Source organism: Microbacterium hydrocarbonoxydans (assembly GCF_000956475.1).
In the GTDB taxonomy this organism is placed as follows: domain Bacteria; phylum Actinomycetota; class Actinomycetes; order Actinomycetales; family Microbacteriaceae; genus Microbacterium; species Microbacterium hydrocarbonoxydans_A.
Genome location: NZ_JYJB01000004.1, coordinates 130285 through 144595 on the forward strand (window position 1 = coordinate 130285; position 14311 = coordinate 144595).

The following is a 14311-nucleotide window of genomic DNA, read 5'->3' on the forward strand; positions in this document are numbered from 1 at the left end:
GGAGGCTACGACCAGAGGTCGGTCCAGGTCACGCCGAGCTCGGCTGCGAGGCTCCGCACCGTGGACAGCGACATGCCGACCACGGTGGAGGGATCGCCGTCGACGCGCGTGATGAAGGCTCCGCCGAGGCTGTCGACCGTGAAGGCGCCCGCAACATGCAGCGGCTCGCCCGAGGCGACGTACGCGGCGATCTCCGCGTCCGTGATGTCCGCCGCGAAGGTGACGGATGCCGCGGCCACCGCAGTGGCCTCGACCGGAGTCGCGCCAGGCGAGATCCGGAACACGGAGTGGCCCGAGTGCAGGATGCCGGTCGCTCCGCGCATCTCGTGCCAGCGTCGTGTCGCCTCCTCGGTCGTGTACGGCTTGCCGTAGACCCGTCCGCCCACCTCGAACATGGAGTCGCCGCCGATCACGATGCCGTCGAAATCGCCGGACGCGGCGAGGCGCTCGGCCACGTCGCGCGCCTTCGCACGGGCGAGCAGCAGGACGAGCTCATCGGGCGCGAGTTCCGCGTCGCGCTCCGACGCCGCGGCTGCGGCCACTGCGTCCTCATCGACTCCGGGCGACAGCGTGAGAGGTTCGATGCCGGCCTGACGCAGCAGCATGAGGCGAGCGGGAGAGGTGGAGGCGAGGCACACGCGCATGCTCTCCACCGTAGCGGCCCGCCGTATCCTGGAGGGATGACCTCTTCCTCAGCCCGGACGCTCGATCTGGACATCACCGGCATCGCGCACGGCGGCACTTTCGTCGCACGCCACGAAGGACGGGTGGTCTTCGTCTCCGATGCGATCCCGGGAGAGCGGGTTCGCGCCCGCCTCGACGATTCGTCGACGGACGATTCGAAGAGCTTCTGGCGTGCGGAGACGGTCGACGTCCTCGACGCCTCGGAGCACCGGCGCCCGCACGTCTGGGCGGAAGCCGACGTCTCACGCGACCCTTCGCAGCGCCCGGGCGGCGCCGACCTCGGGCACATCGAGCTCGCGCACCAGCGCACGCTCAAGCGTCAGGTCCTGTCTGAAGCGCTCGACAGATTCGCCGGGACCGGGCTGGACGCACCCGAGGTCGAGCCGGTCGATTCGAGCGACGGCACGGGCTGGCGTACGCGCGTCACCCTGCATGTCGACGGCGAGGGGCGCGTGGGTCCCTACGCTGCGCGCAGTCATCGGGTGATCGATGTCGGCGCGCATCCCCTGGCCCGCCCTGCGATCGCCGACGCCGCAGCAGCGCTCGCAGGCGGCGGACCGGGGCGCATCGAGCTCGTCGAGCCGGCCGACGGCCGCGTGCGAGTCATCCGCCGGGAGGACGACGTCCGCCGAAAGGACGTCGAACGACGTCACGGCCGAGGACGCCCGCCCCGTCGCACGCACGAGACGGTTCACGAGCAGGTGGGCGACCGGCGATTCCAGGTCGACGCGGACGGCTTCTGGCAGGTCCACCCGAGGGCGGCATCCGTCCTCGACGCCGCCGTCTACGGGCTGCTCGAAGACCACGTCGACGAGGCGGCGACGCACTACGACCTGTACGGCGGCGTGGGGCTGTTCGCTGCAACCCTCGCCGACCTGGGCGCCACGAACATCGTGACCGTCGAGTCGAGCGCGAGGGCGACCGAGCATGCGAAGACCAATCTCGCCCCGCTCGAGGTGAATGCGGTCACTGCGCGTGTGGACAAGTTCCTGTCGACGGTCCGTCGAACCGGCGCCGGAACCGTGGTTCTGGACCCGCCGCGCGCAGGCGCGGGCCGGGCGGTCGTGGAGGCTCTGCACGCGATGTCGCCGGAGGCCATCGCGTACGTCGCCTGCGATCCGGTCGCACTGGCCCGAGACCTCGGCACCTTCCGCTCGCTCGGCTGGCAGGTGCCGCGCATGCGGGCGTTCGATCTGTTCCCGCATTCGCACCACTTCGAGGTCGTCGCGCTGCTGACGCGCTGACGAACCCGGGGGGTAAACCAAATGGACGAACTCAGTAGGCTGGTGCGATGAGCAGGGTCGCCCTCATCGATGATCACGAGTCCGTCCGCCTCGGGCTCGAGGCCGCGTGCGCGCGCGACGGCGAGCAGATCGTGGTGTTCTCCGGCAGCACGGTCGCGTCGTATCTCGGCTGGCGCAAGGCATCGGGCCAGGCGCCCGCCGACGTCGTCGTACTCGATCTCACTCTCGGCGACGGCACCACCGTCACCGAGAATGTCGCGTCGATCGTCGCAGACGGGGCGAGCGTGGTCATCCACAGCGTGGCCGACCGTCCTGCTGCCGTGCGCGAGGCGCTGGTGGCCGGGGCCGCGGGCGTCGTGAGCAAGTCCTCGGCGCTCGACGATGTGCTCGACGCGATCCGCACGGTGGCACAGGGCGAGGCGCTCAACAACGTCGAATGGGCGAGCGCCGTCGACGGCGACCGGGAGTTCGCCGACGCGCAGCTGTCGACGAGGGAGCGCGACGTGCTGCGTCTGTACGCCACGGGGCTGCCGCTCAAGGCCGTGGCCGATCGGCTGGGCGTCGCTTACTCGACGGCCAAGGAGAACATCTCGCGCGTCCGCGTGAAATACGTCAGCGTCGGCCGGTCGGCGTCCACGAAGGTGGATCTGATGCGCAGGGCCATGGAAGACGGTATCTACGCGCCCGACGGAGCCTAGCGTGACGGCCGAGCCGGTCAGCATCCGCGACGCCTGGAGCAAGATCCCCTCACCCGGGAGCGTCGAGACGGGATTCGAACGGTTCACGGGCAAGCGCATGGAGCGCATTCTCTCGACCGTCGTCGCGATCGGCTCCGCAGTGCTGGGCGCGCAGGCGCTGATCGCCGCGCTCACGACGCTGTCACGAGCCGACTCCGCGCAGATCGGCATGCTGCTGGTCGTGTTCGTCCCACTGGTGGCCATGCTTCTGGCGTGCGTGATCGGGCGCGGCGTCCGCTCGACCTCCGGCATCTTCGCCATCGCCTACGCTGTCGCGCTCGCCGCATGGCCCAGCGTCGTGGATCCTCTTCACAGGGATGCGACGCAGCAGCCCTGGATCTTCTTCCTCGTGAACGTGGGCGTCGTCGCGGCCATGCTCGCGTTCCCGCTGTGGCTGCAATTCGTGTGGGCGGCAGGGATGCCCTTCGTCTACGGCTACGTCCGCCTGGTGCAGGGAGAGTTCTCGAGCGCGTTCTGGGTCACCACCGCGTTCGACGTGTCGTTCACGCTCATCCTCGGCCTTGTGATCATCTCGCTGGGATGGATGTTCCGTTCAGTGGCCGCCGGCGTCGACGACGTGCGCGGTCGAGCCGTGGCGTCTTACGCCGCGGCCGCAGCTGCCGCTGCCGCGGAGGAGGAGCGCGTGACGATGTCTGCGCTGATGCACGACAGCGTGCTCGCGGCCCTCATCGCGGCGGAGCGCGCCGAGGGGCAGCGCGCTCGCGATCTCGCCGTGGCGATGGCCCGTGAGGCTCTCACCCGGCTCGCCAACACCGAGGCGGCGGTCGCGGAAGAGGGCAGCGACGAGCCTGTGACAGCCGGACAGATCGTCCTCGAGCTGCGGCGGGCGCTGTCGGAGCTGGGCGCGGACGCCATCGTCGAGGAGCGAGGCGTCATGGGAACGATCCCTGGCCGCGTCGCCCGAGCGCTCGTGCTCGCGGCGCGCCAGGCGCTCGGGAACTCGGTCGCCCATGCCGGCGGTCGCGGACTCCACATCGTCGTCGACGGGCACGGCGGCGACGCGATCTCGGTCGTGATCAGCGACCACGGGCCGGGCTTCGTCCTGGAAGAGATCGGAGCTGATCGTCTCGGCATCCGCGCATCGATCTTCGCGCGCATGGCAGGCGTCGCAGGCACGGCCGCGATCGAGTCGGATGCGTCCGGCACGGTCGTGACCCTCGGCTGGGAGCGCTCGTGAATCGTACGGTGCGCAGCGTCGCGACCCTGCTCAGCATCGGATTCGCGATGTATTTCGCCGCCCGCGGCGTGTGGTGGATCGAGCAGCCCGATGCTCCGCTTCTGATGCTGCTGGCGGTCGTGGCGTATCTCGTGGTCGTCAACATGGCGATTCTGTGGGAGTCGGCCGTCTCGGTGCGGATGCCCCTGTGGGTCGCGATTCTCGCGGGCATCTCCAGCGTCGCGATCCCGAGCCTCGCCACGCATTCGCTCGCGGTGATGCATCGCACGGCGCCGTTCGCGACCTGGTACATCGGCGCGATCGGGCTGCTCGGTGTCGTGCTCGTCGTGCGCCGGCGCTTTCTGATCGCCGCACTGAGCCTGGCGGGCCTCGTGGCGACCTGTTGGATCCATCTGGGGATCCTGAGCGCGCTGTCGCTGGGGCTCGTCGGCTCGATCATGTGGGTCGCGGTCGCCTGGCTTCTCGTGATGTTCTGGGACCGTGCGATCCGCGACACCGAGCGACTCGCGGACATCCAGCAGGCAGTGTCGGCATGGCACGCCACGCAGCAGGTGCGGCAGCGCGAGCGTCGCCTTCGGACGCAGTTCGCTCTGGCGGTCGCCGGCCCGGTGCTCAGCCGTGTGGTCGCCGCGCATGGCGTCCTCGACGAGGATGAGCGACTGGAGGCGCGCCTCGCCGAGGGGCGGCTGCGCGATGAGCTGAGAGGCGCGAGCCTGCTGAACGATGCCGTGCGCGACGCGATCGCCGAGGCCCGGCGCCGAGGCGTCGCCGTCACGGTGTTCGACGAGGGCGGGTTGGACGAGCTCGCGGAGGAGCGGCGGGCGCAGATCCGCGACGAGCTCGCCGGCGTCCTGGCGGATGCGCGAGCCGATCGCCTCATCATCCGCGCTGCGAGAGATGAGCGCGTCGCCGTGACCGTGGTCGGTCGCGCCAGCGCGGGATCATCGCGCGACGATGACGCAGTGGACCTCTGGCACGAGATCCCGCGGCACGCCGAACGCTGAGATCCGGCCCGCCTCGGCTCTGATCGGGGGAGGTGGTCAGAACCGAGGTCAGTAGGAGAAGGCGAGGGGCGGCGAAGCCGCCCGCCCCTCGCCGTTGCGGCCCAGTTACCCGAAAACTGTCCGCTGGTGGCCGATCATCGTCTGTCTACCCTGGGACAGAGAGACCAGCCGAACGCGAAGCGTCTCACTAAGTCTCACGCTTCTGGCAAGCGTTGTCTGTAGGTATTTTGGGGGACAAATTCTGGCCATTAGTCTGAGAGCGGATGGGGGAGGATAGGACGATGGGTATGCGTCGCGGCACGAATCTTCCCCGCATGGGTGATTTCAACCAGGCGGTGATCCTCGAGGCGATTCGCCGCTCCGTCGACGGTGTGAGCCGCATCGAGCTGGCCGCTGCCACCGGGCTGTCGGCTCAGACGGTGACGAACATCACGCGGCGCCTTCTTGATGACGAGCTGATCGCGGAGGCCGGCAGAACCATCAACGGACCCGGCAAGCCGCGGGTGATCCTGCGGCTGGTCCCCGACAGCCGGTTCTCCATCGGCGTGCATCTCGACCCCGCGGTGATCACGCTCGTGCTGCTCGATCTGTCCGGCGCCGTGGTCAGGCGTCGCGTCGTCCGCACGCCGGCCAAGGATCCTCGGCGCATCGTCGATGTGATGGCTCAGGCGATCGAGGCCATGATCGCGGATGCCGGCATCGATCGGGCTGCCGTGGCGGGGGTCGGCGTCGCGGCGCCCGGTCCGCTGGACGCTGCACGCGGCACGGTGATCGACCCGCCCAAGCTGCAGGGATGGCACCGCGTCCCGCTGCGGGCCGTGCTCGCCGAAGCGACGGGGTTCGCCGTCGCGCTGGAGAAGGACACCACTGCCGCGGCAGTGGGAGAGCTCTGGACCGGCAACGGGCCTGCCGATGACTCCTTCGTCTTCGTCTATCTCGGGACAGGCATCGGCGCGGCGCTGGTGCGCGACGGCGAGGCGGAGCGAGGCGCCTCTCGGAACTTCGGAGAGATCGGCCACATCGTCGTCGACCCCGATGGTCCGTCGTGCGGGTGCGGCTTGCGCGGATGCGTCGACGTGGTGTGCACCCCTCAGGCGATGGTCGAGCAGGCGGAGAGTGCGGGGGTCTTCCCCGACGATCGAGAAGGAAACGACGTCGAGGCCGTCGAGGTGCGATTCACGCAGCTCTGCGCCCGTGCGGCTGCCGGAGACGCATCGGCACTTCAGGTGCTGCGGCGAGGAGCCGCTCACCTGACCGTCCTCATCTCCGTGCTCACCAACGCGTTCGACGTGGACCGCGTCGTGCTCGGCGGGCCCTTCTGGTCGCGTCTCGCCTCGGTGTACCTCGAGGAGATCCCGCCCGCTCTCGACCGCCGCAGCGCGACCCGCGCCGTGCGCCCGCTCCCCGTCGACGGCACAGTGGTCGGTGATGACGTGGGAGCCGTGGGCGCGGCCTGTGTGGTCCTGGACTCGGTGCTCACCCCGCGCGCGTCGGACCTCTACCTCGAAGACTGATCTCTGTCGCGGAAAGACTTCCGAGATGAGGCTTGAAACAATAACTCTAATCGATGTAGTATTGTTTTTACGCCGATCTGGGGCGATGCGCGAGGCAATGTGACCCGCATCGATTTCGGCACAGTCTGTCTGCGTGATCCGTGAGCTGGGGGGCTCACGGATCCGCAGACTCTGGCCTGCCGGGGTCAGCCGGCGAAGCGGCCCCAAGGGATGTCGCGCCGCAGGGGAGTGCGCAGCGGCCGCTGGGTGCGCTGCCACGCGGAGGGCCGTCGTTCGACAGCCACCGCGCCTGCCTCCTCTTCCGCGTAGGCGCTGCTGACCACCGCGATGAGGGCTGCCAGCTCTTCTTCCGTGGCGTTGCCGCGCAGGATCTCGATCGCCGGCGGCTGGTCTTCTGGTCGCTCGGTGATCACAGCGGGATGTTCCCGTGCTTCTTCGGCGGCAGCTCGGCGCGCTTGCCGCGCAGCGCCCGCAGCGCCTTGGCGATCGAGACCCGCGTGTTCGCGGGCTCGATGATGCCGTCGATCTCACCGCGCTCCGCGGCGAGGAACGGGCTGGTCACGCTGTAGGTGTACTCGTTCGCGAGGCGCGTGCGCACAGCGGCGACGTCTTCGCCCGCCTCCTCGGCCTTCTTGATCTCGCCGCGGTAGAGGATGTTCACGGCGCCCTGGCCGCCCATCACGGCGATCTCGGCCGTCGGCCAGGCGAGGTTGACATCGGCGCCCAGCTGCTTCGACCCCATCACGATGTAGGCTCCGCCGTAGGCCTTGCGAAGGATCACGGTGACCAGGGGCACGGTGGCCTCGGCGTAGGCGTAGATGAGCTTCGCCCCACGGCGGATCACGCCGGTCCATTCCTGGTCGGTGCCAGGGAGGTACCCCGGCACGTCGACGAGCGTCACGATCGGGATCGAGAACGCGTCGCAGAACCGCACGAAGCGGCTGGCCTTCTCGCCCGCCTCGATGTTCAGGGTTCCGGCCATCTGCGAGGGCTGGTTGGCGATGATGCCGACCGAGCGGCCTTCCACACGCCCGAAGCCGATCACGATGTTCGGGGCGAACAGCGGCTGCACTTCGATGAAGTCGGCCGCATCGACGACGTGCTCGATCACCGTGTGGATGTCGTAGGGCTGGTTGGGGGAGTCGGGGATGATCGCGTTCAGCGTGCGATCGGCATCCGTCGTCTCCCACTCGAAGCCGCTCTCGTAGCTCGGGATCTCGGCCATGTTGTTGTCTGGCAGGAAGCTGAGGAGCGTGCGCGCGTAGTCGATCGCGTCGTCTTCGTCTTCGGCGAGATAGTGCGCGACACCGGAACGGGTGTTGTGGGTGAGCGCACCGCCGAGCTCTTCCATGCCGACGTCTTCGCCCGTGACGGTCTTGATGACGTCGGGGCCGGTCACGAACATCTGGCTGGTCTTGTCGACCATGATCACGAAGTCGGTCAGGGCCGGACCATAGACCGCGCCACCGGCCGCCGGGCCCATGATGATGGAGATCTGCGGGATGACACCCGAGGACCGGGTGTTGAGCCGGAAGATCTCGCCGTACTTGCTGAGGGCGAGGACACCCTCCTGGATTCGCGCGCCACCGGAATCGAGGATGCCGATGATCGGAATGCCGCTGGTGAGCGCGAACTCCATGATCTTGATGATCTTGTCGCCGGAGACCTCGCCCAGCGATCCGCCGAACGTGGTGAAATCCTGAGAGTAGACCGCGACCGTGCGGCCGTGGATGGTGCCGATGCCGGTGACCACCGAGTCGCCGTACGGACGGTTGCGGTCCATGCCGAAGGCGGTCGTGCGGTGGCGCACGTACTCATCGAATTCGACGAAGCTGCCAGGGTCCACGAGAAGCTCGATGCGCTCGCGGGCAGTCATCTTGCCTTTGGCGTGCTGCTTCTCCTGCGCGATCTTCTCCGCGTGGACGACGGCCTCGTCGTAGCGCGCGCGAAGGTCTGCGATGCGTCCGGCGGTGGTCAAGAGTTCGGGCTGTTCCGTCACGGATTCCACCCTAGCGCGGCGTCCACGCCGTCCGTTGGATGCTCGCCACAACGCCTCTGGTGATCCTTTGGCGCGCCACCACGGCATGGTGCGCCTCGCCTCGGGCGGGGCGTCACACGACGAATCGCCACACGTACTCCAGCCCATCGGTCTGACGGAACCAGGCGAGGGTCACGACCACTTCGTCGAGATCGGCCGAGCACAGGCACAGCTCCATCCGCTCGGCAGGCAGCACCTGACCCCACAGCTGTGTCGTCTCATTGCCTCCGCGATCGCCGCGGAAGACTCGCACGAAGTCCGCCGCCTCCGGGCTGCGGTTCGTCACGACAGGATGCGCGGGGTCGTCGCGCGACACGTGCCATGGCACCCGGTAGGCGACGGGAGGAGGGACATCTGAGGGGTCGACGGGTCTCAACATGGCCGACACGCTAAGAGCGGCATCCGACGGCGGCGGGCCGGGGCGGGCACCCGTCACGCGGGCTGTGAGGAAGCCGCTACTCGGGGTCGGATGTGGAGGGAGGCTCGACTCTCTCTCGGCGACCGACGGAGAGCGCCTTGCGTCCTGCCCAGGTCACGCCGCGCGCCGCAGTGCCGGCCGCTCCGGCGACGGCGTTGCCGACATACTGGGCGCCGTGCAGCATCCGCAGCTCCACCTTCTCTGCACCTTCGACGGGTTCGAGCTCGGCGGGCAGCGTCAGGGGCGGTGCGCCGAACGCGTGGTGCGAGGTCGTGAGAACTCGTCGACCCAGGATGTGGTTGCCTGTTCCGCCGATCACCGCTCCGACTCCGAACGGCATGGCCTTCCCCAAGAAGGAGGCGCCGCCCTTGGCGGCGAACTGCTTGAGGAACATGCTCTTGAGGCGATCGACCATCGGTCCGACGGCGGCGCGGGGGAGCGACTTCGTCACGAGCTCTCCCCAGTAGGCCGATCGCGATCCGCCGCGACCCGTGGCCTGGCCCGCGAGCTGACCGACGAGAGCCACGCCCTCCTTGCCGAGCATGAGCGTCATCACGAGCGCTCGCGCGCGATCGGGGTTGGAGATCGCGATGCCGTGGACCTCGGCGACCGACTGCGCGAATAGGGCCGTGGATTCGACGAAGCCGACCGTCTCGACCCCCGACAGTGCCAGCGTGACACCGGTGCCGATCCCGGGGATCACGGCGGTCGCGCCCACAGCCGCGCCGCCCGTCGTGACGGCCGACAGGTACCGCTTCTCGAGGATGCGGATGATCTCGGCCGGCGTGGCCTGCGGATGCCTCAGTCGGATGCTGCGGATATGCGCGAGCACGAGCGGACGCTGGATCGACAGCACACGGTCAAGGCCTCGGACCATGAGCGGATGCTCAGTGGAGCCCACCGGTGGCACTCCCTTGTCCCACGGAGAGCCGTCGGGCAGGGAGTGGATCTTGTGCACCTTTTTCCCCATGTGTCCGATCCTAAGGACGGTGGCCGCGAAAACGCCGAATGCCCGACCCCCTTGCGGGGAGCGGGCATTCGTGCGACAGATCTAGCTGCCGTGAGGCGAAGATCAGACGAACAGGTTCGCCCGCTCGAGATCTTCGGCGAAGTCGACCTCGACCGCGTAGAGGTCGGAGACGTCCATCGGCTCGAGAAGCACGCCGTCCTCGGCGATCGCGAGCTCGAGGCCGCGCTCGAAGTAGTCCTGGTCTTCGACGCGCTGCAACTGACGCATGAACGCCTTCTTGTGCGTCGACGAGATGTAGTTGATTCCCACGGCTTCGCCGAGGCCGCCCTTGACGGTCTTCGACAGCTCCTTGATGAAGCCCTCGGCCGTGACCGTGTACTTCACCTCTTCATCGCTGACCTTGGAGGTGTTGACCGTGACGAACGACTGGTCGCGCTCGATGTAGGCGGCCGCGCGGCCCAGGATCATCGGGTCGAAGACGACATCGCCGTTCATCCACAGAACGCCCGACTTGCCGGTGGCGCCCAGCGCGCGCAGGAGGCTCTTCGAGGTGTTGGTCTCGTCGTAGCGCTCGTTGTGCACGTAGTTCACGTTCGGGAAGGCCTCGATGATGGTCTCGGCGCGATAGCCGACGACCGTGGTGATGCGGGCGTCGTCGCCGAAGGCGGCCCGGATGTTGTCGTGCTGCTGACGCATGATCGTGCGTCCGTCGCTGAGCTCGGTGAGCGGCTTCGGCAGCGCACGGCCCAGGCGCGAGCCCATGCCGGCTGCGAGGATGACGGTCTGAAGAGTCACGAGAGCTCCTAAGGGAAGAGTGTGTTCACGGTCGGTTCACCGACCAGACACTTCGTCGTGCCGTTTTTCATGGTAGCGACCGACCCTGGGAACCTCGGGGGGAGGAGCCCCCTGTTGCCATTTCGTGACCGAGTACACACGGAACACTCAGATTCGGGGTGTGTGCCTCGATGGCCAGATTACACGCAGAAATCCCGCCGGAAAAGCTGCGTCGAGCCGGGTATCGTCAGGTGCGGTTGATACCCTCGGACGGTGACTGCTTCCCCCGACGACCGCACCCCCGAGGTGGCTGACGCCGCGAGCACGCCCGCGAAGCGAGAGGCTGAGCGAGCGGAGCGAGAAGAGGTGAAGAAGCCGGCCCGCAAGACGCCAGCCCGCAAGCCCCCGGCGAAGCGCGCGCCCTCGCAGAAGGCGGCGCAGAACGCGACGGCGTCGCTCGAGGCGGTGTCGGAGCCCCCGGTCAGATCGGATGCGGGGAACACCGGCGCCGACACAAGCGGCGCGGCGAACAGCGGTGCGGTGAAGAAGCCGACTGCGGCTGCCGCCCGCGCCGCCGCTGCCAAGAACTCGGCAGCGCGATCCGCGGCGCCGAAGTCCGGGGCCGACACGACGAAGGCCGCGGCGAAGCGTCCCTCGGCCGCGTCGAAGACGGCCGCGGCCAAGGCAGCGGCAGAGCGCTCGGCTGCCGCGAAGAGCACCGCACGAACCGCCGCGGCGAAGCGCAACACGGCCAAGACGGCTGCCGCGGTCACTGCTGCCAAGACGGCGGCGGCCAAGAAGGCTGCCGCGGCGAAGGCTGCGGAGGAAGCGAAGGCTGCCGAGGAAGCGGCGGCCGCGAAGGAAGCCCTGGCTGCCGAGGCCGCCCCCGCGGTGCAGGACGCCAGCGGGGGAGCGGCTCCCGCGCCTGTGGATGCATCCGCTGATGAGCCCGCCGTCGAAGCCGCTCCTGTCGATGCCGCGCCGCTCGCAGCCGAGGCCCCGGTCGAGGACGCTCCGATCGTCGAGGAGGCTCCCGCTGAGGAGGCTCCCGTCGAGGAAGCTCCGGTTGAGGAGGCTCCTGTTGAGGAGGCTCCTGTTGGGGAGGCTCCTGTTGAGGAGATTCCTGTTGTCGACGATGCTCCCGTAGAGGACGCTTTCGTCGTGGAGGCCTCTTCCGTCGAGGATGCTCGCGTAGAGGCGGCGCCTGTCGAGGACGCACCTGTCGAGGACGCACCAGTCGAGGTAGATCCCGTCGATGCTCCCGAGCAGGCGGCGCCCGAGACGCCGGTCGACGACGTGCCCGCGACGCCCGAGCCGAACCTGCTCCGCTCTGCCGACGTGACGGAGGGCACGGAGCCGCTCGTCGCAGCATCCGCTCCGTCCGTTCCACCGGCGAACGCGGGCGCCGAGGCCATTCGGATCCGCCGTCTGGTGAAGACCTTCGGCGATCACGTCGCGGTCAACGGCATCGACCTGAGCGTCCCTGCCGGCTCGTTCTACGGCATCGTGGGGCCGAATGGCGCGGGCAAGACGACCACCCTGTCGATCGTCGCGGGGCTGCTGCGCGCAGACTCCGGCGAGATCATGATCTGCGGCATCGACCAGTCGGCGAAGCCTCTCGCCGCTAAGCGAGTGATGGGTGTGCTGCCCGACCGGCTGCGCACCTTCGACCGCCTCACCGGCCGACAGCTGCTCCACTACTACGGCCTGCTGCGCGGGTTGTCGTCGAACGTGATCGAGAAGCGCGTGGCGGACCTCGCCCGCGCATTCGACCTGGGGGATGCGCTCAGCCGCGTCGTGTCCGACTATTCGGCCGGTATGACGAAGAAGATCATGCTGGCCGGAGCCATGATCCACTCGCCCCGGGTGCTCGTGCTCGATGAGCCGTTCGAGGCCGTCGATCCGGTCTCCTCCGCGGTCATCCTCGACATCCTGCGTGCCTATGTCGCCCACGGCGGCACCGTGATCCTCTCCAGCCACGGCATGGACCTGGTCGAGCGGGTGTGCTCTCGCGTCGCGATCATCGTCGCGGGCGACGTGCTCGCGGAGGGGACGATCGACGAGGTCAGGGCCGGGCAGACCCTCGAGTCGCGGTTCGTGGAGCTCGCAGGATCCAGCGGCGAGGTGGAGGGGCTCGAATGGCTGCACACGTTCTCCGACTGAGAGCTGCTCTGCTGATCGGAGCGCTGCGCGGCGAGCGCCGTCTGCGCACGATCGGCGCGCTCGTGATCGTCGCGGCGCTCACCGTCGTCGTGTGCGCCGCCGTGCTCAGCCTCGACGAGGCGCCGGTGGCCGTCGCGCGCACCGTCGTCGTGCTCGGCGGCGCGGCGATCCTCCTCGGCTTCCTGATCGGCCCGATCCTGGTCGGCGCGACCGATCAGCTCGACCCGCGCAGATTCGCGGTGTTCGGCGTCGACGAGCGGCGGATGCCGTGGATCCTCGCTCTGGCGGCGTTCGTCAGCGTGCCCAGCTTCGCTGTGCTCGCGGTGAACGTGTGCGTGTGCATCGTCGCGATCCAGCTCGGCACGCCGTGGCTCGTGGCAGTGCTGATGACGTTCGTCGGCGTCGTGACGACCCTGCTCGCGGCGCGGATAGGAATGGCGATCAACGCACTGCTGCTGCCAGAGCGCCGCTCGCGCGAACTCACCTCCCTGTTCGCGCTCGCCGTGATCGTGATCGCCTTCCCCGTCGCCGTCTTCCTCGCATCGCTGCGCTGGGACGGTCACGTGCCCGCGACCGTGGCCTCGGTGACCGGCACGGTCGGGCTCACTCCGTTCGCCGCCCCCTCCGGGTTCCTGTTCGCGGTGGCTCTCGACGACACCGCGGGCGCCTGGGCGAGCGGCATCATCGCCGTGGCGACCGCGATCGTCTGCTGGGGCGCGTGGACGTGGCTCGTGCGCCGTCTGCTCACCACGACGGCGCGTCCTTTCGCCTCCCGAGAGCGCACCGGGCTCGGCTGGTTCGGTCTTCTGCCGTCGAACGCGTTCGGAGCGATCGCCGCGCGCAGCCTGGTCTACTGGTTCCGCGACCGTCGCTACATCGTCAACATCATCGTGGTCCCCGTGGCGGGCGTTCTCAGTGTGTTCCCCCTCCTCGTCGCGGGCGTGCCGCTGGAGATCGCCGCACTCGTGCCGGTCCCGGTGATGGCCCTCTTCTTCGGATGGCTCCCGCACAACGACGTCGCCTACGACTCGACCGCACTGTGGACGCACATCGCCAGCGGCGTGCGCGGACTTCCCGATCGTCTGGGGCGTCTTGTTCCCGTGATGCTCGTAGCGGTGCCCGTCCTCGCGATCACCGTGCCGCTGACCCTGCTGTGGATCGCCGACTGGCGGCTGCTCTTCCCGCTGACAGGACTCGCTGCGAGCCTGCTCCTGTCGGGCCTCGGCATCTCGAGCGTCGTCTCGGTGATCGCGCCGTACGCGGTCTCGCGCCCGGGCGACAGCCCGTTCCAGCAGCCGCAGCGGCCGACCTCGCGCGGCGCGTTCGGCCCGGCATCCGCGTTCCTCGGCGCCATCGTGTTGAGCGTCCCGACGATCTGGCTGTTCGTGCTCACGATCGTCGAGGGATCGCAGTACGCGCCCGCGACGTTGTGGGCAGGGGTGGCCACGGGCGTCGGCGCGCTTCTGGTCGGCACCGCGGTCGGCGGGAAGGTGTTCGAGCGCGACGGCGAGCGACTGATGGAGTTCGTCGAGACGGCCTGAGCGGCCGCCCGCAGACGGCCTGACGC

13 protein-coding genes are annotated in these 14311 nt (G+C 68.8%); 7 read left to right on the forward strand and 6 right to left on the reverse strand.

All coding sequences use genetic code 11. The annotated features are described in order from the left end of the window. Positions 1–5: 5 nt before the first annotated feature. Positions 6–644 (reverse strand): Maf family protein, encoded by a 639-nt coding sequence (locus RS84_RS01840; RefSeq protein WP_045256143.1) that lies wholly within the window; start codon positions 642–644, stop codon positions 6–8. Positions 645–680: 36 nt separating this feature from the next. Between RS84_RS01840 and RS84_RS01845 the strand changes: the two genes are divergently transcribed. The 5 genes from RS84_RS01845 to RS84_RS01865 all read left to right on the forward strand — a co-directional run bounded on the left by RS84_RS01845 (position 681) and on the right by RS84_RS01865 (position 6381). After that, entirely contained in the window at positions 681–1928 is a 1248-nt protein-coding gene (locus RS84_RS01845) for a class I SAM-dependent RNA methyltransferase (RefSeq protein ID WP_045256050.1), read from the forward strand. Between the two features lie 47 nt (positions 1929–1975). Further along, positions 1976–2626, forward strand: coding sequence for a response regulator transcription factor (locus RS84_RS01850; RefSeq protein ID WP_045256051.1), 651 nt, complete (start codon positions 1976–1978; stop codon positions 2624–2626). 1 nt (position 2627) lies between these two features. Beyond that, complete coding sequence (locus RS84_RS01855) at positions 2628–3863, forward strand: ATP-binding protein (protein WP_045256052.1); 1236 nt, start codon at positions 2628–2630, stop codon at positions 3861–3863. Beyond that, on the forward strand, positions 3860–4867 hold the full coding sequence (locus RS84_RS01860) for a hypothetical protein (RefSeq protein WP_045256053.1): 1008 nt from the start codon (positions 3860–3862) through the stop codon (positions 4865–4867). The genes RS84_RS01855 and RS84_RS01860 overlap by 4 nt, the downstream gene beginning before the upstream one ends. A 314-nt stretch (positions 4868–5181) precedes the next feature. Next, complete coding sequence (locus RS84_RS01865) at positions 5182–6381, forward strand: ROK family transcriptional regulator (RefSeq protein ID WP_045256144.1); 1200 nt, start codon at positions 5182–5184, stop codon at positions 6379–6381. A gap of 185 nt (positions 6382–6566) precedes the next feature. On the opposite strand, the gene RS84_RS01870 is transcribed toward RS84_RS01865, so the two are convergent. From RS84_RS01870 to RS84_RS01890, 5 genes are all read right to left on the reverse strand, one after another. Next, entirely contained in the window at positions 6567–6794 is a 228-nt protein-coding gene (locus tag RS84_RS01870) for an acyl-CoA carboxylase subunit epsilon (RefSeq protein ID WP_082061994.1), read from the reverse strand. Continuing rightward, entirely contained in the window at positions 6791–8380 is a 1590-nt protein-coding gene (locus tag RS84_RS01875) for an acyl-CoA carboxylase subunit beta (protein ID WP_045256054.1), read from the reverse strand. Before RS84_RS01875 ends, RS84_RS01870 begins: the two co-directional genes overlap by 4 nt. A 112-nt stretch (positions 8381–8492) precedes the next feature. Next, on the reverse strand, positions 8493–8798 hold the full coding sequence (locus RS84_RS01880; RefSeq protein WP_045256055.1) for a hypothetical protein: 306 nt from the start codon (positions 8796–8798) through the stop codon (positions 8493–8495). Between the two features lie 76 nt (positions 8799–8874). Then, entirely contained in the window at positions 8875–9807 is a 933-nt protein-coding gene (locus RS84_RS01885) for a hypothetical protein (RefSeq protein ID WP_045256056.1), read from the reverse strand. A 102-nt stretch (positions 9808–9909) separates the two neighbouring features. Then, entirely contained in the window at positions 9910–10602 is a 693-nt protein-coding gene (locus tag RS84_RS01890) for an NTP transferase domain-containing protein (protein ID WP_045256057.1), read from the reverse strand. Positions 10603–10854: 252 nt separating this feature from the next. Between RS84_RS01890 and RS84_RS19530 the strand changes: the two genes are divergently transcribed. Together RS84_RS19530 and RS84_RS01905 are read left to right on the forward strand one after the other, a co-directional pair. Next, a complete protein-coding gene (locus RS84_RS19530) occupies positions 10855–12744 on the forward strand; it encodes an ATP-binding cassette domain-containing protein (protein ID WP_235281360.1) in 1890 nt (629 codons plus the stop codon). Continuing rightward, positions 12720–14285: a hypothetical protein gene (locus tag RS84_RS01905; RefSeq protein ID WP_045256058.1), complete on the forward strand. Its 1566-nt coding sequence runs from the start codon at positions 12720–12722 to the stop codon at positions 14283–14285. Before RS84_RS19530 ends, RS84_RS01905 begins: the two co-directional genes overlap by 25 nt. Positions 14286–14311: the final 26 nt, after the last annotated feature.

Excerpts from the sequence above, each read along its gene's own strand:
- RS84_RS01880 (WP_045256055.1), bottom strand. The coding sequence starts at position 8,798 with ATGTTGAGACCCGTCGACCCCTCAGATGTCCCTCCTCCCGTCGCCTAC.
- RS84_RS01850 (WP_045256051.1), top strand. The coding sequence starts at position 1,976 with ATGAGCAGGGTCGCCCTCATCGATGATCACGAGTCCGTCCGCCTCGGG.
- RS84_RS01840 (WP_045256143.1), bottom strand. The coding sequence starts at position 644 with ATGCGCGTGTGCCTCGCCTCCACCTCTCCCGCTCGCCTCATGCTGCTG.
- RS84_RS01845 (WP_045256050.1), top strand. The coding sequence starts at position 681 with ATGACCTCTTCCTCAGCCCGGACGCTCGATCTGGACATCACCGGCATC.
- RS84_RS01885 (WP_045256056.1), bottom strand. The coding sequence starts at position 9,807 with ATGGGGAAAAAGGTGCACAAGATCCACTCCCTGCCCGACGGCTCTCCG.
- RS84_RS01865 (WP_045256144.1), top strand. The coding sequence starts at position 5,182 with ATGGGTGATTTCAACCAGGCGGTGATCCTCGAGGCGATTCGCCGCTCC.
- RS84_RS01905 (WP_045256058.1), top strand. The coding sequence starts at position 12,720 with ATGGCTGCACACGTTCTCCGACTGAGAGCTGCTCTGCTGATCGGAGCG.